This is a genomic window from Streptomyces sp. NPDC005963 (assembly GCF_040638655.1).
Taxonomy (GTDB): Bacteria; Actinomycetota; Actinomycetes; order Streptomycetales; family Streptomycetaceae; genus Streptomyces.
Genome location: NZ_JBEXVD010000005.1, coordinates 1 through 22429, shown reverse-complemented (window position 1 = coordinate 22429; position 22429 = coordinate 1). Strand labels below are relative to the sequence as shown.

At 68.5% G+C, this 22429-nt stretch carries 19 protein-coding genes and 1 pseudogene; 13 read left to right on the top strand and 7 right to left on the bottom strand.

The window, feature by feature from the left end:
- The first annotated feature begins 134 nt into the window (after nt 1-134).
- From pdhA to ABZ348_RS09715, 3 genes are read left to right on the top strand one after another with little or no spacing between them, the layout of a single operon-like run.
- The gene (gene pdhA / locus ABZ348_RS09725) at nt 135-1283 is read left to right on the top strand and encodes a pyruvate dehydrogenase (acetyl-transferring) E1 component subunit alpha (RefSeq protein WP_358931128.1); all 1149 of its coding nucleotides are present in this window, start codon (nt 135-137) and stop codon (nt 1281-1283) included.
- A 2-nt stretch (nt 1284-1285) separates the two neighbouring features.
- Nucleotides 1286-2266: an alpha-ketoacid dehydrogenase subunit beta gene (locus tag ABZ348_RS09720; protein ID WP_358931126.1), complete on the top strand. Its 981-nt coding sequence runs from the start codon at nt 1286-1288 to the stop codon at nt 2264-2266.
- 16 nt (nt 2267-2282) lie between these two features.
- Nucleotides 2283-3683, top strand: a complete 1401-nt coding sequence (locus ABZ348_RS09715) for a dihydrolipoamide acetyltransferase family protein (protein WP_358931125.1) — start codon at nt 2283-2285, stop codon at nt 3681-3683.
- 108 nt (nt 3684-3791) lie between these two features.
- On the opposite strand, the gene ABZ348_RS09710 is transcribed toward ABZ348_RS09715, so the two are convergent.
- Nucleotides 3792-4766: a serine hydrolase gene (locus tag ABZ348_RS09710; RefSeq protein WP_358931123.1), complete on the bottom strand. Its 975-nt coding sequence runs from the start codon at nt 4764-4766 to the stop codon at nt 3792-3794.
- A 388-nt stretch (nt 4767-5154) separates the two neighbouring features.
- Here ABZ348_RS09710 and ABZ348_RS09705 point away from each other — a divergent pair, with 388 nt between their 5' ends.
- Both ABZ348_RS09705 and ABZ348_RS09700 read left to right on the top strand, forming a co-directional pair.
- A complete protein-coding gene (locus ABZ348_RS09705; protein WP_358931121.1) occupies nt 5155-5808 on the top strand; it encodes a GntR family transcriptional regulator in 654 nt (217 codons plus the stop codon).
- Complete coding sequence (locus ABZ348_RS09700; RefSeq protein WP_358931120.1) at nt 5805-7103, top strand: MFS transporter; 1299 nt, start codon at nt 5805-5807, stop codon at nt 7101-7103. Before ABZ348_RS09705 ends, ABZ348_RS09700 begins: the two co-directional genes overlap by 4 nt.
- Before the next feature lie 14 nt (nt 7104-7117).
- Here ABZ348_RS09700 and ABZ348_RS09695 read toward each other — a convergent pair whose 3' ends face one another.
- A complete protein-coding gene (locus ABZ348_RS09695) occupies nt 7118-7942 on the bottom strand; it encodes a maleylpyruvate isomerase family mycothiol-dependent enzyme (protein WP_358931118.1) in 825 nt (274 codons plus the stop codon).
- Nucleotides 7943-8310: 368 nt separating this feature from the next.
- Between ABZ348_RS09695 and ABZ348_RS09690 the strand changes: the two genes are divergently transcribed.
- On the top strand, nt 8311-10149 hold the full coding sequence (locus tag ABZ348_RS09690; protein WP_358931117.1) for an NHL domain-containing thioredoxin family protein: 1839 nt from the start codon (nt 8311-8313) through the stop codon (nt 10147-10149).
- Between the two features lie 213 nt (nt 10150-10362).
- Here the strand turns inward: ABZ348_RS09690 and ABZ348_RS09685 are convergent, their stop codons facing one another.
- The gene (locus ABZ348_RS09685) at nt 10363-11664 is read right to left on the bottom strand and encodes a M18 family aminopeptidase (protein WP_358931115.1); all 1302 of its coding nucleotides are present in this window, start codon (nt 11662-11664) and stop codon (nt 10363-10365) included.
- Between the two features lie 245 nt (nt 11665-11909).
- A complete protein-coding gene (locus ABZ348_RS09680) occupies nt 11910-13745 on the bottom strand; it encodes an acyl-CoA dehydrogenase (protein WP_358931113.1) in 1836 nt (611 codons plus the stop codon).
- A 129-nt stretch (nt 13746-13874) separates the two neighbouring features.
- On the opposite strand from ABZ348_RS09680, the gene ABZ348_RS09675 reads away from it, so the two are divergent.
- Nucleotides 13875-14333, top strand: coding sequence for an SseB family protein (locus ABZ348_RS09675; protein ID WP_250919257.1), 459 nt, complete (start codon nt 13875-13877; stop codon nt 14331-14333).
- A gap of 219 nt (nt 14334-14552) precedes the next feature.
- A complete protein-coding gene (locus tag ABZ348_RS09670) occupies nt 14553-15509 on the top strand; it encodes a pirin family protein (protein WP_358931112.1) in 957 nt (318 codons plus the stop codon).
- A 150-nt stretch (nt 15510-15659) separates the two neighbouring features.
- Here the strand turns inward: ABZ348_RS09670 and ABZ348_RS09665 are convergent, their stop codons facing one another.
- Entirely contained in the window at nt 15660-17162 is a 1503-nt protein-coding gene (locus ABZ348_RS09665; protein WP_358931110.1) for an alpha/beta hydrolase, read from the bottom strand.
- A gap of 311 nt (nt 17163-17473) precedes the next feature.
- Here ABZ348_RS09665 and ABZ348_RS09660 point away from each other — a divergent pair, with 311 nt between their 5' ends.
- The 5 genes from ABZ348_RS09660 to ABZ348_RS09640 all read left to right on the top strand — a co-directional run bounded on the left by ABZ348_RS09660 (nt 17474) and on the right by ABZ348_RS09640 (nt 21609).
- Nucleotides 17474-18448: an ABC transporter ATP-binding protein gene (locus ABZ348_RS09660; protein WP_358931108.1), complete on the top strand. Its 975-nt coding sequence runs from the start codon at nt 17474-17476 to the stop codon at nt 18446-18448.
- On the top strand, nt 18445-19428 hold the full coding sequence (locus ABZ348_RS09655; RefSeq protein WP_358931106.1) for an ABC transporter permease: 984 nt from the start codon (nt 18445-18447) through the stop codon (nt 19426-19428). Before ABZ348_RS09660 ends, ABZ348_RS09655 begins: the two co-directional genes overlap by 4 nt.
- A 64-nt stretch (nt 19429-19492) precedes the next feature.
- A complete protein-coding gene (locus tag ABZ348_RS09650; RefSeq protein WP_358931610.1) occupies nt 19493-19858 on the top strand; it encodes a GntR family transcriptional regulator in 366 nt (121 codons plus the stop codon).
- Between the two features lie 207 nt (nt 19859-20065).
- Nucleotides 20066-20734, top strand: coding sequence for an HAD family hydrolase (locus ABZ348_RS09645; RefSeq protein ID WP_358931104.1), 669 nt, complete (start codon nt 20066-20068; stop codon nt 20732-20734).
- The gene (locus ABZ348_RS09640) at nt 20731-21609 is read left to right on the top strand and encodes a DUF1932 domain-containing protein (protein WP_358931102.1); all 879 of its coding nucleotides are present in this window, start codon (nt 20731-20733) and stop codon (nt 21607-21609) included. The genes ABZ348_RS09645 and ABZ348_RS09640 overlap by 4 nt, the downstream gene beginning before the upstream one ends.
- Here ABZ348_RS09640 and ABZ348_RS09635 read toward each other — a convergent pair.
- Both ABZ348_RS09635 and ABZ348_RS09630 read right to left on the bottom strand, forming a co-directional pair.
- Nucleotides 21593-22144, bottom strand: coding sequence for a guanylate kinase (locus ABZ348_RS09635; RefSeq protein WP_358931100.1), 552 nt, complete (start codon nt 22142-22144; stop codon nt 21593-21595). The two genes, ABZ348_RS09640 and ABZ348_RS09635, sit on opposite strands and share 17 nt — an antisense overlap.
- Nucleotides 22144-22281 (bottom strand): annotated as a pseudogene (locus ABZ348_RS09630) (ATP-binding protein); the annotation flags it as partial. The pseudogene ABZ348_RS09630 and the gene ABZ348_RS09635, both read right to left, overlap by 1 nt.
- Nucleotides 22282-22429: the final 148 nt, after the last annotated feature.

The window sequence follows — 22429 nt, the reverse complement described above, 5'->3', positions numbered from 1 at the left end:
ACGCCCGTTCGACCGCCCCTCGCACCCACCCCGTGCGGAGGCGGACGAAGGGGCGAGCCTCCCCCTGTCTTCGGCAGGGGCGACCCCAGGCTCCCGGCGAACCCGGGGGACCGGATAGACGGAGGAGCACGCACGTGACCGTGGAGAGCACTGCCGCGCGCAAGCCGCGACGCAGCAGCAAGCGGGTGAGCGCCGCGAAGAAGCCACTGAGTTCCGAGCCCCAACTCGTACAGCTGCTGTCGCCCGAGGGCCAGCGCGTCGAGCACCCTGACTACAGCATCGACCTGTCCTCCGAGGAGCTGCGCGGGCTCTACCGGGACATGGTCCTCACCCGCCGCTTCGACGCCGAGGCCACCGCTCTCCAGCGGCAGGGCGAACTGGGCCTGTGGGCGTCGCTGCTCGGCCAGGAGGCCGCGCAGATCGGTTCCGGCCGGGCGCTGAACGACGACGACTACGTCTTCCCCACCTACCGCGAACACGGTGTCGCCTGGTGCCGCGGGGTCGATCCCACCAATCTCCTCGGGATGTTCCGCGGGGTGAACCATGGAGGCTGGGACCCCAACAGCAACAACTTCCACCTCTACACCATCGTGATCGGCGCCCAGACGCTCCACGCCACCGGCTATGCCATGGGCGTGGCCAAGGACGGCGCCGACTCCGCTGTGATCGCCTACTTCGGCGACGGCGCGTCCAGTCAGGGCGACGTCGCGGAGTCCTTCACCTTCTCCGCGGTCTATAACGCCCCCGTGGTGTTCTTCTGCCAGAACAACCAGTGGGCGATCTCGGAGCCGACCGAGCGCCAGAGCCGGGTACCGCTCTACCAGCGCGCCCAGGGCTTCGGCTTCCCCGGTGTCCGCGTCGACGGCAACGACGTCCTCGCCTGTCTCGCGGTCACCAAGTGGGCGCTGGAGCGGGCCCGCAGCGGAGAGGGCCCCACGCTGGTCGAGGCGTTCACCTACCGCATGGGCGCCCACACCACATCGGACGACCCGACCAAGTACCGGCACGACGACGAGCGGGCGGCCTGGGAGGCCAAGGACCCGATCCTGCGTCTGCGCACCCTCCTGACCGGCGAAGACCACGCCGATGAAACGTTCTTCACCGCACTCGAAGAGGAGAGCGACGCACTCGCCAAGCGAGTGCGGGAGGCGGTGCGGGCCATGCCGGACCCCGACCCCATGGCGATCTTCGAGCACGTCTACGCCGACGGCCATGCGCTCGTCGACGAGGAGCGCGCGCAGTTCGCCGCGTACCAGGCGTCATTCGCCGAGGAGGGCAACTGACCATGGCCGCACAGAAACTCCCCCTCGCCAAGGCGCTCAACGAATCCCTGCGCAAGGCCCTGGAGACCGACCCCAAAGTACTGATCATGGGCGAGGACGTCGGCAAGCTCGGCGGCGTCTTCCGGGTCACCGACGGCCTCCAGAAGGACTTCGGCGAGGAGCGGGTCATCGACACCCCGCTCGCCGAGTCCGGCATCATCGGCACGGCCATCGGACTCGCGCTGCGCGGCTACCGTCCGGTGGCCGAGATCCAGTTCGACGGCTTCGTCTTCCCCGCGTACGACCAGATCGTCACCCAGCTCGCCAAGATGCACGCCCGGGCGCTCGGCAAGATCAAGCTGCCGGTCGTCATCCGTATCCCCTACGGCGGCGGCATCGGCGCGGTCGAGCACCACAGTGAGTCCCCCGAGGCCCTTTTCGCGCACGTCGCAGGGCTCAAGGTCATCTCGCCGTCCAACTCGTCGGACGCCTACTGGATGCTCCAGCAGGCCATCCAGAGCGACGACCCGGTGATCTTCTTCGAGCCCAAGCGGCGCTACTGGGACAAGAGCGAGGTCGACACCGAAGCCATTCCCGGGCCCCTGCACAGCGCCCGGGTGGTCAGGGAGGGTTCGGACCTCACCCTGGCCGCGTACGGGCCGATGGTGAAGGTCTGTACGGAAGCGGCTGCCGCATCGGCCGAAGAGGGCAAGTCCCTTGAGGTCCTGGACCTGCGCTCGATGTCCCCGATCGACTTCGACGCCATCCAGCGGTCGGTCGAGAAGACGGGCCGGCTGGTCGTGGTGCACGAGGCCCCCGTCTTCTACGGCTCCGGTGCGGAGATCGCCGCCCGCATCACCGAGCGGTGCTTCTACCACCTGGAGTCCCCGGTACTGCGGGTCGGCGGGTTCCACTCGCCCTATCCGCCGGCCCGGCTGGAGGAGGAGTACCTCCCCGGGTTGGACCGGGTGCTGGACGCCGTAGACCGCTCGCTCGCGTACTGAAGGGGTGCCGAGAACCATGACGCACGACACGACACTCCGCTACCGCGAGTTCAAGATGCCCGACGTGGGCGAGGGGCTGACCGAGGCCGAGATCCTCAAGTGGTTCGTCCAGCCCGGTGACGCAGTCACGGACGGACAGGTCGTCTGTGAGGTGGAGACCGCGAAGGCCGCCGTCGAACTGCCGATCCCCTACGACGGGGTGGTGCACGAGTTGCGCTTCCCGGAGGGCACGACCGTCGACGTCGGCCAGGTGATCATCTCGGTCGACGTCGCCCCCGGTGAGCCGCCCATCGCCCCCGCTCCCGCCGCGGCCCCACCGGCCGCCGAGCCGGAATCGGAACCGGAGGAGAAGCCGAAGGGTCGGCAGCCGGTGCTCGTGGGGTACGGGGTCGCCGAGACCTCCAGCAAGCGGCGCCCCCGCAAGGGCGCCCAGGTGCCCGAGCAGCCCACCGCGGCGATCCAGTCCGAACTGAACGGCCGTGGCGCGGCGCCCGCGACGGCTCCGACGGCCGCCCGACCGCTCGCCAAGCCGCCCGTGCGCAAGCTCGCGAAGGACCTCGGTGTCGATCTGGCGGCCGTCGTCGCCACCGGTCCCGACGGGGTCATCACCCGCGACGACGTCCACGCGGCCGTGACCGTGCCCGAGCCGGCCGACAGCCAAGCGGAGCGGGCCGAGGAGGCCGGGCCGCAGACCCCCGCACCCGTACAACCCGGCGCACGCGAGACCCGCATCCCCGTCAAGGGCGTCCGCAAGGCGACGGCGGCGGCGATGGTGGGCAGCGCGTTCACCGCACCGCACGTCACCGAGTTCATCACGCTCGACGTGACGCGCACGATGAAGCTCGTCGACGAGTTGAAGGCCGATCCGGACCTGGCCGGGCTCAGGGTCAACCCCCTGTTGCTCATCGCCAAGGCGCTGCTGGTCGCTATCAAGCGGAATCCCGAGGTCAACGCAGCCTGGGACGAGGCGAACCAGGAGATCGTCCAGAAGCACTACGTCAATCTGGGCATCGCCGCGGCCACCCCGCGCGGTCTGATCGTGCCCAACATCAAGGACGCGCACGAACTGACCCTGTCCCAGCTCGCCCGGAGCCTGGGCGAGTTGGTGAGCACGGCCCGGGAGGGCAAGACCTCCCCCGCCGCCATGCAGGGCGGCACGGTGACCATCACCAACGTGGGCGTCTTCGGCGTGGACACGGGTACGCCCATCCTGAACCCGGGCGAGTCCGCGATCCTCGCGGTCGGGGCCATCAAGCTCCAACCCTGGGTCCACAAGGGCAAGGTGAAGCCGCGCCAGGTCACCACGCTGGCCCTGTCCTTCGATCACCGTCTGGTCGACGGGGAGCTCGGCTCCAAGGTGCTGGCGGACGTGGCGGCGGTCCTGGAGAACCCCCGGCGACTGATCACCTGGGGCTAGTGCCCTTGAGGCAGTGCGCATGAGTGAGGGTCCGTGGCACGGCACAGTGCCACGGACCCTCACTCAACTGCTTCGTACTGCTGTTGTTCCGTACTGCGGTGGAACTGCTCAGTCCTGCTGGGCGCCGACCGGCAGCGAGCGGAGCTTCATGCTCTTCGCGGTCGACGAGCCGAAGCCGTAGTCCAGCAGCTTGCCGGCGTCCTTGAAGCGGGCGTCCACGCTGGAAGCGCCCAGGATGACCCCGACGTACGTCTTGGAACCGCGGGTGGCCGCGAAGACCAGGCAGGGCCCTGCGACGCTGCCGGTACCGGTCTTCATGCCGACGGCGCCGTTGTACGTGCCCAGCAGCTTGTTGGTGTTGTACCAGGTGTAGGTGCGGGTGCCACCCGTGCTGGTGGTCGCCTTGGTGACGTACTTCGGCGCCTTGACGACCTCCCGGAAGGTCGCGTTCGAGAACGCGTGCCGGGCGATCTTGGTGAGGTCGGACGGGGTGGTGTAGTTCTTCCCCGCCTGGGAGATGCCGTCGAACGAGTCGAAGTTGGTGTTCTTCAGACCCAGGGACTTGGCCTTCGCGTTCATCTTGCCGATGAACGACTTGGTCCGCGCGGCGGTGGTGGAGCCGGTGCCGAAGGTGTCGGCCAGCGCGTACGCGGCGTCACAGCCGGACGGCAGCATCAACCCCGACAGGAGTTGACGGACCGTCACCTTGTCGCCGGTCTTGAGGTCGGCGGTGCTGCCCTTCTCCCGCGTCACATAGTCGCGGTAGGTCTGCTTGACCGTCACCTTCTTGCTGAGGCTGATGCCCGGGGTGGTCAGGACCGTTATGGCCGTTGCCACCTTGGTCGTGCTGGCCATCTGGCGGCGGGTGTCCTTGCCCTTGCCGTACAGCACCTTGCCCGAAGCCTGGTCCATCAGGAAAGCGCCCTTGGCGCTGAGCGTCGGGAGCGGGCGGGCCGCCGCCTGGGCCGGCGCGGCGAGGGGGGAGACGGTGAGCAGGAGACCACCGGAGATGACAACCGTGGCGGCTCTGCGCACGCTCGTGTTGCTGAGTATCAAAGGAACGCTCCGAGTTCGCACATCCATCGAGATGTCAGAAAGGGGCGCCCGGAGATACGAGGGCCCCGATGTGAGACACACGAGCGCCGGGAAAGGATGTACGCGAATCGGGAGCTTCTCGGAAGATTCTTCGTCTCCGGGTCCACTTCGACATCAGGGGTCATCCCGGACCCGGCAGCACCTCCCACCCGTACGGGAGTGCCCCACTGACCTCTCACACTTCACGCGCCTCGTCGACGGTTCCCTCCGGCGTCGACTTTGCCCCGCCTTTGCGGTCGACTCGAATTCCGCTTCAGATCGGCGCCAGGCTCGCATCGTGCGGACCTGGCGTCTCGCAGTCGCCCCGCGACGGGGGTCGGTCCTGCATGGTGGACGCCCGCTTCTGATGTACCTCTGTTGTATCTAAGCTGTGTTCATGCCCGCCGCAGCCCCCACCACCGCGCCCGCAGCCGAACGCGTCTACATCCATGTGAAGCAAGCCGTGCTCGACCGCCGCTACGAAGGCGGCACCCTCCTGACCGAGGGCGAACTCGCCGACGCCGTGGGGGTGTCACGCACCCCGGTGCGTGAGGCGCTCCTCAAACTGGAGGTCGAGGGGCTGATCAAGCTCTACCCCAAGAAGGGCGCCCTGGTGCTCGCCGTGTCGGCACAAGAGATCGCCGATGTGGTGGAGACCCGACTCCTGGTCGAGGAGCACGCGGCGCGCAAGGCGGTGCCCTCGTCCCCGCAGCTGCTGGACCGGCTGGCCGAGCTGCTGGAGCAGCAGAAGCGCCAGGGCGAGGACGGCGACCTGGCGGCCGTCGCCGCCACCGACCGCGCCTTCCACGCGGAGATCGTCCGCAACGGCGGCAACGAGATCCTCTCCCGGCTCTACGACCAGCTCCGCGACCGCCAGTTGCGCATGGGGGTCGCCGTCATGCACGCCCACCCCGACCGGATCGCCAAGAACGTCACCGAGCACGGCGAGATCCTCGACGCACTGCGGGCGGGCGACCCGGACCTGGCCGCCGACCTCGTCCGTCGTCATGTGAGCTGGGTCAGCGCACTGGCACGGGGTGAGGTCAGGTGAACCGACCGACCGCCCTACCGGGAGACCCGCCGGGCGGACGCCGTGCCGCGGCGGTCTGGTCCATAGGCGTCGCCGTCTACTTCGTCGCCGTCATCTTCCGCACCTCGCTCGGGGTCGCCGGACTCGACGCGGCCGACCGCTTCGACATCAACGCGTCCGCGCTCTCCACCTTCTCGATCGTCCAACTCCTCGTGTACGCCGGGATGCAGATACCCGTCGGACTGATGGTGGACCGACTGGGCACCAAGAAGGTCCTGACCCTCGGCGCCGTCCTGTTCACCCTGGGACAGCTGGGCTTCGCGCTCTCCCCCTCGTACGAGACCGCGCTCGCCGCACGGGCGCTGCTCGGCTGCGGGGACGCGATGACCTTCATCAGCGTGCTGCGGCTCGGCAGCCGCTGGTTCCCGGCCCGCCGCGGACCGCTCATAGCGCAGGTCGCCGCACTGTTCGGGATGGCCGGCAATCTGATCTCCACCATGGTCATCGCGCGACTGCTGCACGGCGCCGGCTGGGTCACCACCTTCGCGGGCAGCGCGGTGGCCGGCGTGGTCGCCATCGCCCTGGTGCTGTTCTTCCTCAAGGACCATCCCCCGGGCCATGAGCCCCCGCCCACCCACCACCGGGGTTTCGCCTTCGTACGGAAGCAGATCACCCTGTCGTGGCGGGAGCCCGGCACCCGCCTCGGCATGTGGGTGCACTTCACCACCCAGTTCCCCAGCATGGTCTTCATGCTGCTGTGGGGGATGCCCTTCCTGATCGAGGCACAGGGCCTCACCCGTGACACGGCAGGCACACTGCTCACCCTGAACGTGCTGGTCAGCATGGTGATAGGGCTGGTGTACGGGCAGGTCATCGCACGCCATCACGCGGCCAGGCTGCCGCTCACGCTGGCCACGATCGCCGCGACCTCGCTGATCTGGGCGACCACTCTCGCCTACCCAGGCGAGCGGGCCCCGATGTGGTTGCTGATCACCCTGTGCGTGGTGTTGGGCGCCTGCGGCCCGGCCTCGATGATCGGCTTCGACTTCGCCCGTCCGGCGAACCCGCCCGAGCGGCAGGGCACCGCATCGGGAATCGTCAACATGGGCGGCTTCACCGCGTCGATGACGACCCTGCTCGCGATCGGCCTGCTGCTCGACGCCACCGGCGGCAACTACCGGATCGCCTTCTCCTGTGTGTTCGTCCTGGAGGCGCTGGGCATCGCCCAGATCCTGCGGCTGCGCAGACGGACGGCACAACTGGAGCGCGAGAGGCTGGTGGCGAGCCGGGTGGAAGCGGTCCACGTCCCGGCGTGAACCAACCGACCGGCTCAGGGAGTGACGGCGAAGTGCCGCAGGATCGTGGCCGCCAACTCCTGGTCGCCGTCCACCTTGATCCGGTCGGCGACGGCCGCCGGCCGGACCCTGCCGCACGCCAGCCGGTAGTACGTCTCCCAGTCCATGGCCAGGCTCACCACGGGCCCGAGCGAGGGCGATCCGTCGATGGAACCACGGCCGTCCGCGTTCACCCGGACCGTCCGCAGGAACTCCAACTGCCCGTGCACATCGAGCACCACGGCCGAGTTCGGCGGCGCTCCCGCATCCTTGGCGACCACCTTCGGCAGGGCCTCCAGCAGGCAGTCACGGGTGATGTGGGCGCCGGGCGAGTCGAGGTTGCCGGGCTGGTTCAGGGCGGTCCGCAGGTCCTGTTCGTGCACCCAGGTGTCGAAGGCCCGCATCCGCACGGCCACTTCCAACGTCTGCTCGGCACCGAGGGGCGCCCGGACCATGGTGTTCGGCGCACGGGTCTCGTTGCGCAGCTGACGTGCCCGCCGGATCATCGTGTACTCCAACTCCGATGTCATCTCCGGAGCGGTGTGGTGCCGGCGCACATCGACCTGCATCTCCATGTACCGGGCGAAGTCGCTCTGCACATGGTAAAGATCACGGGGGAGGGTGTGGATGGGGCGCGGATCGCCGAGCATTTCGGTTTCCATGCCGATGACGTGCGAGACGATGTCGCGGACCGACCAGGCAGGGCACGGGGTGGCTCGGTTCCACTCCCCCTCGACGAGCGGCTGCACCAGCTCGGCTATCGACTCGACGGCGTGTGTCCAGGCATCGGCGTAGGTCTGGAGGCTGGGATGGACGGTCACGGGACCCCTCGGCGGTTCTGCGTGGACGCGGGCTTGGCTGCTTACTGCTGGCGGCGGACGGCTTGGCTGCGTGGGAGGTTCGGCGATTAAGTTACGCTGCCGCGCGGCGCGTCGGCAGTGCTTTCTTATGACGATCGTAGGCCCGTGCCCGGAGGCCGAAAACCATGGCATCGCAGGTGGGGGCGGCCTGTCCCACCAGGTCACCTCATATCCGTACGAAATGACTGACGGGCCGTCGTACGGCGCACGGAGTGTCCCGTGCACCTGTTCCGGCCCGCTCGATCCCGCTGGTCGGGCGGCGCGGAAGTGGCGGGGTCCACACGTCTGACGGGCGGCGTCCGATTCCTCCGTGATGGCACCCTGGAACCATGAACGATGCCGACCCGGCGCACACCCCCGCGCCCGCGCCCCGCCGACGTGCCCGAGTCCGCGCTCCCGAGCTGATCGGCAAGGGCGGCTGGCTCAACACGGGCGGCAAGGACCTGACGCTCGCCGACTTCCGGGGCCGCGTGCTGATCCTCGACTTTTGGACCTTCTGCTGCATCAACTGCCTCCACGTCCTCGACGAGCTGCGGGAGCTGGAGGAGAAGCACCGGGACACCGTCGTGATCGTCGGCGTCCACTCGCCGAAGTTCGTGCACGAGGCGGACCACCAGGCGGTGGTCGATGCGGTCGAGCGCTACCAGGTGCACCACCCCGTCCTCGACGATCCCGAGTTGGCGACGTGGAAGCAGTACGCGGTACGGGCCTGGCCCACCCTCGTCGTCATCGACCCGGAGGGGTACGTCGTCGCCCAGCACGCGGGTGAGGGCCATGCCCACGCCATTGAGCGGCTGGTCGAGGAGCTGGAGACCGAGCACGCGGCCAAGGGCACCCTGCGTCGCGGTGACGGGCCCTATGTGCCGCCCGAGCCCGTCGCCACCGATCTGCGCTTCCCCGGCAAGGCCGTCGTCCTGCCGTCCGGGAACTTCCTGGTCTCCGACACCACCCGACACGAACTCGTCGAGCTGGCACCCGACGGCGAGAGTGTTGTACGCCGGATCGACGGCGGCGCTGACGGCCCGTTCAAGGAGCCGCAGGGCCTTGCGCTGCTGCCGGACGGGCGGATCGCCGTCGCCGACACCGTCAACCACTCCATCCGGGCGTACGACCCCGCCACCGGTGCGGTCGAGACGCTCGCCGGCACCGGAAAACAGTGGTGGCAGGGCTCGCCGACCCAGGGGCCGGCACGGGAGGTCGATCTCTCCTCGCCGTGGGACGTGGCCTGGTGGCAGGACCGGCTGTGGATCGCGATGGCCGGTGTGCACCAGCTGTGGACCTACGATCCCGCCACACAAACCGTGCGCCTCGCGGCGGGCACCACGAACGAAGGGCTGGTGGACGGGCCCGCCGCCGAGGCGTGGTTCGCGCAGCCGTCCGGGCTGGCCGCCACGGACGAGCGGCTGTGGATCGCCGATTCGGAGACCTCCGCCCTGCGCCACATCGACGCGGACGACCCCGACCACACGGTCCGCACCGCGGTCGGTACGGGCCTCTTCGACTTCGGCCACCGCGACGGGGACGCCGCGCAGGCCCTGTTCCAGCACCCGCTGGGGGTGACGGCGCTGCCCGACGGTTCGGTCGCCGTGAGCGACACGTACAACCACGCGCTGCGCCGCTACGACCCCGCGACCGGCCAGGTCACCACCTTGGCCACGGATCTGCGGGAACCGTCGGACGCGGTGCTGGTCGGCGATGACATCGTGGTCGTCGAGTCCGCCAGGCACCGGCTGACCCGGCTGCGGCTGCCCGAGGAGGCGGTCCGGGTGGAAGCCGTCGCCCACCGCACCCAGCGGGCCGCCACCGAGGTGGCTGCGGGGGCGTTCCGCATCGATGTGGTCTTCCAGGCTCCCGCAGGTCAGAAGCTGGACACCCGGTACGGGCCGGCCAGCCGGCTGCTGGTCTCCGCGACGCCGCCCGAGTTGCTGCTGTCCGGCGACGGCGCGGGTACGGACCTGTTCCGCGAGGTGGAGATCGACGCCGCGATCGGCGGCGGAGTGCTGCACGTGTCGGCGATGGCCGCCTCCTGCGACGACGATCCGGCGCAGGAGTATCCGGCCTGCCATGTGCACCAGCAGGACTGGGGGGTGCCGGTGCGGGTGACCGCGGACGGCGTCGCCCGGCTGCCGCTCGTCCTCGCCGGGATGGACGTCCCCGGCACGTCTTAGCTCCGAGCGTGGGACCTGCGGTGTCGATCACCCCGGGTCCCACTGGGGGTCGGGTGCGGCTGCCCCCTGCGCGCCGGCATGGGCGCGGCGGGCAAGGGGTGTTGGGACCGTGGTGGCGGTGATTCGTTCCATGGCCCCACCCTCGTGGAGGGGCCGTTTCCCACCTGTTTCCGCTCAGATCACCCAGTCCCACGGGCGGGTTCCCGCTGTCGGTCAGGCGCCTTCCAGGAACGCCGTCAACGCACTCGCCAGCAGATGCGGGTCCTCGGCCCCGCACAGTTCACGGGCGCTGTGCATGGACAGGCACGCGACCCCGATGTCCACGGTCTGGATGCCGTGCCGGGCGGCCGTGATCGGTCCGATGGTCGTGCCGCAGGGCATGGAGTTGTTCGAGACGAACGTCTGCCACGGCACCCCCGCCTTCTCGCAGGCTGCGGCGAACACGGCCCGGCCGCTGCCGTCCGTGGCGTACCGCTGGTTGACGTTGACCTTGAGGATCGGGCCGCGGTTGGGGAGCGGGTGGTGGGTGGGGTCGTGGCGCTCCGAGTAGTTCGGGTGGACGGCGTGGCCCACGTCGGACGACAGGCACACGGTTGCGGCGAAGGCCCGGGCCTTGTCCTCGTACCCGCCGCCGCGGGCGAACAGCGAGCGTTCCAGCACGGTTCCGAGCAGGGGGCCGTCGGCTCCGGAGTCCGCCTGGGAGCCGTTCTCCTCGTGGTCGAAGGCGGCGAGCACGGGGACGTACGGCAGCGAGGGGGTGGCGGCTGCGGCGATGAGGGCGGCGAGACCGGCGTGGACGGAGAGCAGGTTGTCCATGCGGGGACCGGCCAGGAGTTCTTCGTCCCGTCCGAGGTAGGCGGGTGCCTCGACGGAGTGGGTCATCAGGTCCCAGCCGGTGACCTCGCCTTCCGGGAGACCGCTCTCCTCTTCGAGGAAGCGGATTAGATCGCCTTCGTGGACGTCGCCGAGGCCCCAGATGGGCTGCATATGGCGCTGCTTGTCGAGCTTGAGGCCGTCGGCGTGTACGGAGCGGTCGAGGTGGATCGCGAGTTGCGGCACCCGCAGCAGCGGACGGTCGATCTTGACCAGTCGATGTGATCCGTCGCGCAGGCTGAGCCGCCCGGAGATGCCGAGGTCGCGGTCGAGCCAACTGTTGAGCAGCGGGCCGCCGTAGACCTCGACGGCGATCTGTCGCCAGCCGTGCGAGCCGGCGTCGGGGAGCGGCTTGACGCGCAGGTTGGGCGAGTCGGTGTGGGCGCCGACGATCCGGAACGGAGTGTGGGGGGCGGCGTCCTGCGGCACGTACCAGGCGATGAGCGCGCCTGAGCGGATGACGTACCGGCCACCGGTTGATGCGTCCCACGCCTCGGTCTCCTTGACCTGGCGGAAGCCGGCCTTCTCCAGGCGCTCCGCCGCGACGGCCACCACGTGGTACGGGGAGGTCGCGGCGGCCAGGAAGGTCATCAGGTCGTCGGTGTGCCCACGATCGAACCGGAGGGATGCGTTGGTGCTCATGAAGCCACTGTAACGAGGCGGGCGGATGCCGCCGTGGTGGAGTGCTGTCGTTCTCCAGCGGCGCCCTGGCTGTGGTCGAGAGCCCCCGGGACGACCGGTCGTGCGAACGCCCGTCGGATTCGAAGACCACGTGCGCGGACGCCCGCCGGGGTGGGTCTGCCGGCCGTTCGGTCCGTCGTACGGGGACGACCCACTGCCCCCGGCGGTCTCACCGGGGGCAGCGGGCCATGGGGGACGGGGATGGTCTAGAAGGCGGACTCGTCGAGGTCCATCAGGGAGAGGTCGACCGATTCGGCGAGCCGTCGTTCGGCGGAGACGCCGGGCAGGACGTTGGCGGCGAAGAACTTGGCCGCCGCGATCTTGCCGGTGTAGAAGGCCACGTCCTTCGGGGCCGCGGTGGGGAGTTTCTCCGCGGCGACGGCTGCGCCGCGCAGCAGCAGGTAGCCGACGACCACATCACCGGAGGCGAGCAGCAGTCGGGTGGTGTTGAGGCCGACCTTGTAGATGTTCTTGACGTCCTCGCCGGTGGCGATCAGGTCGTTCGTCATGGCGCCGACCATCGCCTCCAGGTCCACGGCCGCCTGGGCGAGCGAGTCCCGTGCGGGTGCCAGGTCCTCGCCGCCGGTCCCGATGGCGAGGAACTTCTTGATCTCCTCGGAGAGGGCGTTCAGCGCCTGGCCCTGGTCGCGGACGATCTTGCGGAAGAAGTAGTCCTGGCCCTGGATGGCGGTGGTGCCCTCGTAGAGGGTGTCGATCTTGGCGTCCCGGATGTACTGCTCGATCGGGTACTCCTGGAGGTAACCGGAGCCGCCGAAGATCTGGAGCGACTGGGCCAGTTGCTCGTAGGACTTCTCGGAGCCGTACCCCTTGACGATCGGCAGCAGCAGGTCATTGAGGGCGACGAGGGCCTTGGTGTCCTCGGCGTCCTCCTCGCCGGCCTGCCTGGCGGCGATCTCGTCCTGGATGGACGCGGTGTAGAGGACGAGCGAGCGCATCCCCTCCGCGTACGCCTTCTGCGTCATCAGCGAGCGGCGCACGTCGGGGTGGTGGGTGATGGTGACCTTGGGTGCGGTCTTGTCCATGAAGTTCACCAGGTCCTGGCCCTGGACGCGCTCCTTGGCGTACTCCAGCGCGTTCAGGTAGCCGGTGGAGAGGGTGGCGATGGCCTTGGTGCCGACCATCATCCGGGCGAACTCGATGATCATGAACATCTGACGGATGCCGTCGTGCTTGTCGCCGATCAGCCAGCCCTTGGCGGGGTGGCGGTCGCCGAAGGTGATCTCGCAGGTGTTGGACGCCTTGAGACCCATCTTGTGCTCGACGTTCGTGGCGTACACACCGTTACGCTCGCCGAGTTCGCCGGTCTCCCAGTCGAAGTGGAACTTCGGTACGAGGAAGAGGGAGAGGCCCTTGGTGCCGGGGCCGGCGCCTTCGGGGCGGGCGAGGACGTAGTGGAGGATGTTCTCCGACATGTCGTGCTCGCCCGAGGTGATGAAGCGCTTCACGCCCTCGATGTGCCAGGAGCCGTCCTCCTGCTGGACGGCCTTTGCGCGACCGGCGCCCACGTCGGAGCCCGCGTCGGGCTCGGTGAGGACCATGGTGGAGCCCCACTGCTTCTCGACGGCTATCTCGGCGACCTTCTTCTGCGCCTCGGTCCCCTCCTCGTAGAGGAGTCCGGCGAAGGACGGGCCCGACGAATACATCCAGATGGCCGGGTTGGCACCGAGCAGCAGTTCGGCGTAGGCCCAGATCAGGGAGCGCGGCGCGGTGGTGCCGCCGATCTCCTCGGGCAGGCCGAGCCGCCAGTACTCGGACTCCATGAAGGTCTGATAGCTCTTCTTGAAGGAGGCCGGGACGGGGGCGGTGCCGGTCTCGGGGTCGAAGACCGGGGGGTTGCGGTCGGAGTCCGCGAAGGATTCCGCCAGCTCGTTCTCAGCGAGCCGGGTGATCTCGGCGAGGATGCTCTTGGCGGTTTCGACGTCCATCTCCGCAAACGGGCCGGTGCCGTACAGCTGATCGCGACCGAGGACCTCGAAGAGGTTGAACTCGATGTCGCGGAGATTCGACTTGTAGTGCCCCATGGCGACGGCTCCGTAAGGATCGGGAGTCAGTTTGCTCTTACTTACCAGCAAGTAGCTACGATGATGCTACCCGTCGGTAATAAGATGCAACCCCTCTTGGGCTAACTGTGACTGGTTACTCTTGCGGGCATGTACGGCTATGACCAGAGTCAGGGCGCCCATCAGCAGTACGCACCCCAGCAGCCATACGGGGGCCAGGCGCAGGGGCAGCCGCTGTATCCGGAGCCGTCGCCACCGTCGCTCGCCGATGCGGTGCGGGCTTTCACCACCGGTTCGCTGTCCGCCGAGGACTTCCAGCAGATCTTCGCCACATCGAAGGTCTACTGCCCGCGCGGCGACAACCCCGGCTTCCTGGCGCTGCACAACACCCAGCAGCCGGTCATTCCGATGTTCACCTCGCTCAAGGAGTTGCGGAGGTACGCGGGCAAGGAGTCCAAGTACTTCGTGATCACCGGCGCCGAGATGATCGACCTCCTACCCACCGGGTACGGCTTCGTCCTCGACATGGAGGGGGAGCACCGGATGGTCTTCGACGCCAAGGCCGTGGAGCAGATGGTCGATTTCGCCATGCGCCGCATGTACGGGTAGCGGGTCCTTGGTGGTGCGTGGCGCGTGCGGCCCGCGTACCACCGTTTGCGTACGGCACGGTCCGCGTTCGCCGCGGTTGTCGTACGGCGTGTGTGTCAGGTGCGGCTGATGAATCCGGCCACTGCGGGTGCCCGGGAGGAATTCCTCCCGGGCCTTTCTCGTTCTGGGTGGCAGGAAGTTCATGATTCAACTAAACTGGTCGCACAAGGAGGTACTGCCATGCCCGCAGTGACTGTCGAGAACCCGCTCACTCTGCCGCGCGTCGCCGCGCTCGCCGAGGCCGCGAACCGTCCCGTGCTCGCCGTGACGACCGCCCCCACCGGGTTCGAAGGGGAGGGCTTCCCGGTGCGCCGAGCGTTCGCCGGGATCAACTACAAGTACCTCGACCCGTTCATCATGATGGACCAGATGGGCGAGATCGAGTATGCGCCGGGAGAGCCGAAGGGCACCCCGTGGCACCCGCACCGGGGCTTCGAGACCGTCACGTACCTGATTGACGGAACCTTTATCCACCAGGACAGCAACGGTGGCGGCGGGACCATCCAGAACGGTGACACCCAGTGGATGACGGCAGGCTCCGGCCTGCTCCACATCGAGGCTCCGCCGGAGCAGCTGGTGATGTCGGGCGGACTCTTCCACGGACTCCAGCTGTGGGTGAACCTCCCGGCCGCCGACAAGATGATGGCCCCGCGCTACCAGGACATCCGCGGCGGCCAGGTCCAGCTGCTGACCTCGCCCGACGGCGGAGCGCTGCTGCGCGTCATCGCGGGGGAGCTCGACGGCCACGAGGGCCCGGGCATCACCCACACCCCGATCACGATGATCCACGCGACCCTGCGTCCGGGGGCGCAGATCAGACTGCCCTGGCGCAGCGACTTCAACGGTCTCGCCTACGTCCTCGCAGGTCGCGGCACGGTCGGCGAGGAGCGGCGCCCGGTGCACCAGGGGCAGACGGCCGTCTTCGGCGACGGCGGCGCACTGACGGTGCGGGCGGATGAGTCGCAGGACTCCAACACCCCCGACCTTGAGGTCGTGCTCCTGGGTGGCAAGCCGATCCGTGAGCCGATGGCGCACTACGGGCCGTTCGTCATGAACACCCAGGACGAGCTGCGCCAGGCGTTCGAGGACTTCCAGGCCGGTCGGCTGGGGACGATCCCGGCCGTCCACGGCATGTGAGACCCGGCAGGTGAGACCCGGGTTGCGACCGTGTGCGGGCTGACGGTCGGACCCGGTTGCGCCCCGCACTCCGCGCGACGGAGTGCGGGGCGCAGCCATGTCGGCGGGCGGTCGGAGCCCGCCCCGACCGGGCGGTCAGGGCCTCGCCGGTCAGCCCTTGGGCCGGGTGAGATGGCTGTTGATCACTCGTATCGCCTCTTCCGTCCCGCCCTTGCGGTAGAGCCAGTGCCCGACGACGTCCATGGTGAACAGGGTCGCCTTCGGGAAGGCGCCCGCCATGCGCCGTGCACCCGGCAGGGGGGTCGCGATGTCGTGGGTGGCATTGACGACGAGGACGGGTGGGAGGTTGCCCTTCGCCCTGGCCGGCGGGGGCTTGGGAGGCATGGTCCAGCCCTGACAGCCGAGGACGAGGTCCAGTGCCTGGGCGTTGTAGCGGACGTGCGGGGCGGCCTTCGCGACCCGCTTCCGGATGGCGCTGTAGTGGGCGTGGTCACGGATGCGGAAGTCATAGTCGCGGCAGAGCACGAGCCGGGATTCCAGACTGACCCCGGGGGACGACCAGCGCACCTCGCCCTTTCCGGTGTGCAGGGCGGCCAGCTGCTCCGCCGCCGTGTCCGGAGCCGTCTCGCCGACCGCGGACGTGAGGAAGTCGGCCAGCTGGTCGGCGCTGACCTTGGTCCTGGTGGGGCCCTTGGGGCCGGGGTCTCGGAGCGTGCCCGCGTCGGCGCGGGCGAACAGCGTTGCGGTGACGGCGGTCAGGTCCTTGCCCTTCAGCGCACAGGTGACGTCCTTCTCGCACCAGGCCGCGAGCCGCTTCAGCGCGCTGTTGACGGTGGCGCTCCCGTCGGTGAGATAGCGCTCCGCGTTCGGCCGGGCCGGGTCCATCGCACTGTCGAGGGCCAGCGCACGGAGGTTGTTCGGGAACAGGCGCGCATAGCGTTCGCCGAGGAAGGTGCCGTAGGAGTGGCCGATGAAGCTGATCTTGCGTTCGCCGAGGGCGGCACGGATCGCGTCCATGTCACGGGCGACGCTCTCGCCGTCCATGTGCGCGGCGAGCGGGCCCGTCCGCTTCAGGCAGCTGTCGGCGAGCTTGGCGTTGAGGGTGCGTAGGCGCTCGAATTCGGCCGCGTTGCGGGGGCGGGTCGGGATCTTCTCGACGATGGTCTCGTCACAGCGGGCGCCCTGGCTGCGGCCGATGCCGCGCGGATCGAAGCCGACCATGTCGAAACGCTGGCGCATGGCCGCTGAGTAGCCCGAGTAGGGATCGTCGGCGAACAGCGCGTCATCGGCGCCGGGCGCTCCGGGGCCGCCGGGGTTCGACATCAGTACGCCGATCCGCCGCGCGGGATCCGTGGCCCGGTGGCGGGCGACGAAGAGGCCGATCTTCGTGCCGCCCGGTTTCGACCAGTCCAGCGGCACCTTGATCGTTGCGCACTGCACGTTCGGGTTGGGGGCGGGATGGGGCGGCTCGCCCTTGGGGCAGGCACCCCAACGGATCGGCGGGGGAGAGGTGGCGGCAGCGCCGTTCGACTGCTGGGCGATGGCCGAACCGGGGACGGCCAGGGCCACCGTGGACGAGGACAGGGCGAGGAGTACGGACAGACCCCGCCACCTTCTGCCCGGGATGCTGCTCACGCGGGTGCTCGTGTTCATGCGCGCCACTGTTCCGACGCCGTATGACGGCCGGTCCATGACCTCATGGTGGGGACGTAACAAGCCACTCCTCGATCGGCATCCCGCGTGTCCCCGAGCGCGTTGCATCGGCTTCCACCAACCGCACAGGACACCCTCGGGTCCCGTCCAACAGGGAAAAACGCCCGGTGATGCATCCAGACAATCCGCTCTGACCTGCGGCTTTCCGTATCACTGGCCACGGTTGCCCATCAGACCCTTTGACTCCTGAGCCAACTCACCCCCATACTCACCATCATTCCACTAACTAACTAGTGAAAGGGGGGACCTAGATGAGCGGCGATTCCTACCCGTACGCCGTCGAGGCTCTGGATCTGGGCAAGAAGTACCGACGCGGCTGGGCCCTACAGGAATGCTCCTTCCGGCTGCCCGCGGGCTGCATCAGCGCACTCGTGGGACCCAACGGCGCCGGAAAGTCCACCTTCCTCGGCATCGCCGCCCGCCTGCTCCGCCCGACCACCGGCAGCCTGCGGCTCTTCGGCCTGGAGGTCAGCGACCCGGCCGCGCTCCAGCGCGCCGCGTTCGTCGACCAGGAACGGCCGCTCTACAAGGGGTTCACGGTCGCCGAGACCCTGCGTCTGGGCCGCGAACTCAACCCCCACTGGGACCAGGCCGTCGCCGAACGGATCGTCGAGGCGGGGAACGTACCCTTCGGCGCCCGGATCGCCACCCTCTCCTCCGGACAGCGCACCCGCGTCGCACTGGCGCTGGCCTTCGGCAAGCGCGCCGAACTCCTCCTCCTCGACGAGCCCATGGCCGACCTCGACCCGCTGGCCCGGCATGAACTGTCCGCACTGCTCCTCTCGGAAGCCGCCGAACGCGGTCTGACCGTGCTGATGTCGTCCCACCTCCTCGCCGAACTGGAAGAGATGTGCGACCACCTGGTCGTCCTCGCCGGCGGTCGACTCCGCATGGCCGGTTACGTGGACGAACTGGTCCCCGCCCACCGGCTCGTCACCGGACTCGCCGACCCGGGCCCCGGCTCCGGCCCCGACGACAACGGAGTGCTGCCCGCCGCCTTCACCGAACGCAACGCCGTGATCGAATCCCGCATCACCGGACGTCAGTTCACCGCCCTGATCCGCCAAGGGGCCACCGACCCTGACGACTCGTACGAGAGCGTGGAGCCGAACCTCGAAGAGGTCCTGCTCGCCTATCTGCGCTCCTCCGCAGTACCCGCGCTGATCACCCCCGGGGCCACGGTCTCCGCCGCGCCGGCCTCGCAGAAGGAGGGAAGGGCCGCATGAACGTCCTGACGAAGACCGAGGCCACGGGTGCCCCGGCGAACGCCCCGGGCCGCTCCTTCCTGCGTGGAACGAGCTGGGTGGTGTGGCGCCGCAACCGCACAGCGCTGCTGTTGTTGATCGGCGGCACGGCCCTCTTCATCGCCTTCTGCGTCTACCAGCGCGCCATGCTCGTCGACTTCGTGAACTCGTCGAAGGGCACCGAGCTGGATCAGCTGCTCTCCAACGACGAGGACAGACTGGGTAACGCCTTCTTCCTGCTCACCTCGCTGCCGATCATCCTCGGAGTGTTCCTCGGCGCCCCGCTGCTCGCGGTCGAGCAGGAGAACAGCACCCTCCGGCTCACCACCACGCAGTCCGTCCCCCGCATGCGCGTCATCGGCGCGACCCTGGCCGTGCCGCTGCTGACCATCGCGATCCTCACCACCCTGACCTCGGTGGCCTTCACTTGGATGTGGCGATCGGTGGACACCCTCTTCTCCGGAGGGGACTGGTGGAACACCAGCGTCATCTACGCCACCGGCCCGCTCCTGGTGGCGCTCGCCCTCTTCGCCACCTCGTTCGGCATCCTCGCCGGCGCGGTCCTGCGGCGGTCCGTCGCCGCGATGGGCGTCACCTTCATCACCCTCTCCGTGGGGGCGATGATGGTGAAGGACAGCGTGGCGCTGTGGTTTGTGACTCCCCACCAGATCTCGTACCCGACGGGCAGCGAGGGAGCCAATCTGAAGCCCGGCGAGGTCCAGGTGGACAATTGGGTGGGCACTGCGGACGGCAAGCTCTACGGCTGGGGCACCTGTGTGCGCATGACCGAAGCGGAGAGCGCGGCCTGCGTCAAGAAGCACGGCATCGTGAACGAGGTGGTCGAGTACGTAAAGCTCGACCAGCTTCCGGCCATCCAGTGGTCCATGACAGGGATACTTCTGGCACTGACCGCCGCCATGCTCGCCGCCGCGATGTGGTGGATGAACCGCAAGTCGCTGTGAGCCGGCCCGAAGGAAGTACGAAGGAGTGACCGTGGTCGAGTTCCGGATCGACCGGCGCAGCGGGATGGCCACGTACCTCCAGATCGTGCAGCAGGTTAAGCAGGCTCTGAGACTGGGCGTCCTGGTGGAGGGTGACCGCCTCCCCACCGCCGCCCAGGTCGCCGCGACCACGCGCGTCAACCCCAACACCACGCTCAAGGCGTACCGGGAACTGGAACGCGAGGGCCTGGTGGAGCCCCGCCCGGGCGTCGGCACCTTCGTGAGCCAGTCCCTCGCCCGCCCGCCCTCCAAGGACAGCGAGCGACTGACCGCCGAACTGATCACCTGGATGGACAGCGCGCGTGCGACGGGAATGGAACGGGAGGACGTACGGGCCCTGCTGGACGCCACCCTCGACGAACAGTTCCCGGCTCCGGAGGGGCGCGGTTAGCAGGATGTGCCCGTAGGGGGCGGGCGCGGCCGGGGGGCTGCGTCCGCCCCGTAGGCACGGAAGCTTGGCTCAGACCGGCTCGGGAAGCCTCGGCGGGGCTGGGCACATCACTCCCCCACTCACGTTGATCACTCACCGTGAGTGGTCGTGGTCTATTCGGCCGGAGCCCGGTCCTGGAGTCCTGGCACAGACATCTAGGCTCAGGCCGTGCAGCCTCTGGTGCTTTTCGACCTGGACAACACCTTGGTGGACCGACGATTCGCGGTGACCCGGTGGACGGCTTCCTTCCGGTCCCGGTACCGCGTCAGCCGCGGGGACGAAGCATGGCTGACGAAGCTGCTGGCCGACCGAGCGACCCCCGATCACTTTGAGGCAATCCGCTCGCGGTTCCAACTGGATGAACCGGCCTCCGCCTTGTGGGATGGCTACCGGACGGAGATTGCTGCTGCGGTGAGCTGCTCGTCCGGCGTGCTGAGAGGGCTGGAGGCACTACGCAAAGATGGTTGGCGCGTTGGCATCGCGACCAATGGTCCGACGGATATTCAATGGGCCAAGCTGCGTTCCACTGGAATCTCGGAGCGTGTGGACGCGGTATGCATCTCGGCGGAAGTAGGAACACGCAAACCTGATCCTGCCTTTTTCATCGAAGCCATCCGTCGCTGTAACGGCATCGACGAGGAAAGCCAGGCATGGATGGTCGGCGACAGTGCCGTGAACGACGTGAGCGGCGGGCACGGAGTAGGGCTTCGCACCATATGGGTCGACCGCGACGCCAAGTGGCCTGAGGAACTGTCTGAACCAGACCACAGGGTGCCCGACGCCCGCGCAGCGATCGACTTGCTGTGCTCACTTGGGCCCAGAAGGAGCACGACATGAGCCCAACGGCTGGTACGACGACCGTGGGAATCCTGCATCCAGGCAGCATGGGGGTGGCGATTGCTTCCCAACTCCGCCGTGTGGGTTCTCAGGTGGTGTGGGACCCCACTGGACGCAGTCCCGCCACCATCCGGCGCGCGAGGGAAGCCGGACTCACGGCGGTCAGCGGCGGCTTGGCCGAGTTGCTGCGCCTCTCCGACGTCGTGATCGCCCTCTGCCCGCCGGCAGCTGCTGAGGACGTGGCCCTACAGGTCGCCGAACACAGCCCGGTAGGCAAGGTCTACGTCGAGGCGAACGCTGTCTCCCCCGAGCGTGTCCGGCGCATTGCGGACGCCCTCCCCCTGGCAGTGGTGATCGATGCTGCCGTGATCGGTTCGCCCCCGTCGGGTGGGAAGCAGCCACGATTCTACGTTTCCGGACCGGGGGAAGGCGTTGACCAGCTGGACCGGCTCTTCACCGCGACGGACGTACAGGTCTGTCCACTGGGCGAGGAGATCGGCCGGGCCTCCGCCCTCAAACTCGCCTACACCAGCTACCAGAAGGTCTCACGCGTTCTAGCGGCACTTGCCTATGGCGCAGCGGAAGCCAACGGAGTGGGCAGGGAACTCCTGGACATCGCCGCTTTGCGGTCCGGTAGCTATCTTGCCGAAACTGACTACGTTCCCAAGACCGCCGCCCGCGCTTGGCGCTGGGCACCGGAGCTGGCGGAGGCTGCTGAGCTCGTTGCCGAGGCCGGCTTGCCGGACGACCTGATGCGTGCTGCCGCCGTTGTCCTTTCCCGTTGGGAGGATGTGCGCGACGCCGACCTGAGCGTGGAGGAAGCGCTGGAAAAGCTGCGGGAGGGGATTCCTAGGATGGTCAACCCAGTGCTGTGACCATGGTGTGGATCTGCTCGGCAGCATCCTGCGGGGACGAACTGTCGGTGTCTACTCGGAGGTCCCACTCCACGCCCCGACCCTGCGCGATGTCGAGCTCCGTGGCGTCCCATGCCTTGAGCCGCGCTGCTGTGTCACCGTCGCCGCGCCCCGCGGAGCGCCGTTCCGCGGTCTCACGACGGCACCACAGCACCACCCGGCACCATCGCGCGGGAAAGCCGTCAGCCACTGCATGGACCCCGGCGATCTGGCCGAGATGGATGACCGGGACCTTGCCGCCGGAAGTTGCCTCCTGTATGCCCGGCCGGTCCACGACGTACGTGTTGTCGTATCGATCGTTGCGGTAGAGCAGGTCGCCACGCTCTTCCAGCTGTGCCAGCTCCCGGAGGGAGGCCATCCGATACCCGTGTGTGCGGCCGGTGCCGATCTTGAGGCGAGAGAAGGGGACGTACCGCTGGTCAAGTCCTGCGAGCACGGATGTGATGGTGTCCTTGCCTGACGCCGGTGGCCCATAAAGAAGGATTCCCTGTTTCATCAGAACACCGTCCCGAAAACTAGGCGGACCTGATCGGTGAGCGATACTGCGGAGCCCGTGGAGTTGTCGACCACGAGGTGAGGCACCACAGGGCGGAGGTCCGCATCGACGGTGGCCGCGTAGTCGTCCCAGTTCTGCTCAATTCCGCCACCGCCCCTTCGGAGTTCCCCGTGATCCGGACCCTAACTGATCGGCGCTGGAGGTCTGTCGAGGGTTGACGTGAGAGTTCGGGCCGTGCCGAGCCGTGCTCGGCGATCTAGCGTCACGTCAGCAACGTTTGCCCTG

What these genes read in the sequence shown, in the direction of transcription:
- ABZ348_RS09665 (WP_358931110.1), bottom strand. Translation starts at nt 17,162, where the DNA reads ATGAACACGAGCACCCGCGTGAGCAGCATCCCGGGCAGAAGGTGGCGG.
- ABZ348_RS09690 (WP_358931117.1), top strand. Translation starts at nt 8,311, where the DNA reads ATGAACGATGCCGACCCGGCGCACACCCCCGCGCCCGCGCCCCGCCGA.
- ABZ348_RS09675 (WP_250919257.1), top strand. Translation starts at nt 13,875, where the DNA reads ATGTACGGCTATGACCAGAGTCAGGGCGCCCATCAGCAGTACGCACCC.
- ABZ348_RS09635 (WP_358931100.1), bottom strand. Translation starts at nt 22,144, where the DNA reads ATGAAACAGGGAATCCTTCTTTATGGGCCACCGGCGTCAGGCAAGGAC.
- ABZ348_RS09715 (WP_358931125.1), top strand. Translation starts at nt 2,283, where the DNA reads ATGACGCACGACACGACACTCCGCTACCGCGAGTTCAAGATGCCCGAC.
- ABZ348_RS09685 (WP_358931115.1), bottom strand. Translation starts at nt 11,664, where the DNA reads ATGAGCACCAACGCATCCCTCCGGTTCGATCGTGGGCACACCGACGAC.
- ABZ348_RS09720 (WP_358931126.1), top strand. Translation starts at nt 1,286, where the DNA reads ATGGCCGCACAGAAACTCCCCCTCGCCAAGGCGCTCAACGAATCCCTG.
- ABZ348_RS09705 (WP_358931121.1), top strand. Translation starts at nt 5,155, where the DNA reads ATGCCCGCCGCAGCCCCCACCACCGCGCCCGCAGCCGAACGCGTCTAC.
- ABZ348_RS09660 (WP_358931108.1), top strand. Translation starts at nt 17,474, where the DNA reads ATGAGCGGCGATTCCTACCCGTACGCCGTCGAGGCTCTGGATCTGGGC.
- ABZ348_RS09640 (WP_358931102.1), top strand. Translation starts at nt 20,731, where the DNA reads ATGAGCCCAACGGCTGGTACGACGACCGTGGGAATCCTGCATCCAGGC.
- ABZ348_RS09710 (WP_358931123.1), bottom strand. Translation starts at nt 4,766, where the DNA reads ATGGATGTGCGAACTCGGAGCGTTCCTTTGATACTCAGCAACACGAGC.
- ABZ348_RS09650 (WP_358931610.1), top strand. Translation starts at nt 19,493, where the DNA reads ATGGCCACGTACCTCCAGATCGTGCAGCAGGTTAAGCAGGCTCTGAGA.
- ABZ348_RS09670 (WP_358931112.1), top strand. Translation starts at nt 14,553, where the DNA reads ATGCCCGCAGTGACTGTCGAGAACCCGCTCACTCTGCCGCGCGTCGCC.
- ABZ348_RS09680 (WP_358931113.1), bottom strand. Translation starts at nt 13,745, where the DNA reads ATGGGGCACTACAAGTCGAATCTCCGCGACATCGAGTTCAACCTCTTC.
- ABZ348_RS09655 (WP_358931106.1), top strand. Translation starts at nt 18,445, where the DNA reads ATGAACGTCCTGACGAAGACCGAGGCCACGGGTGCCCCGGCGAACGCC.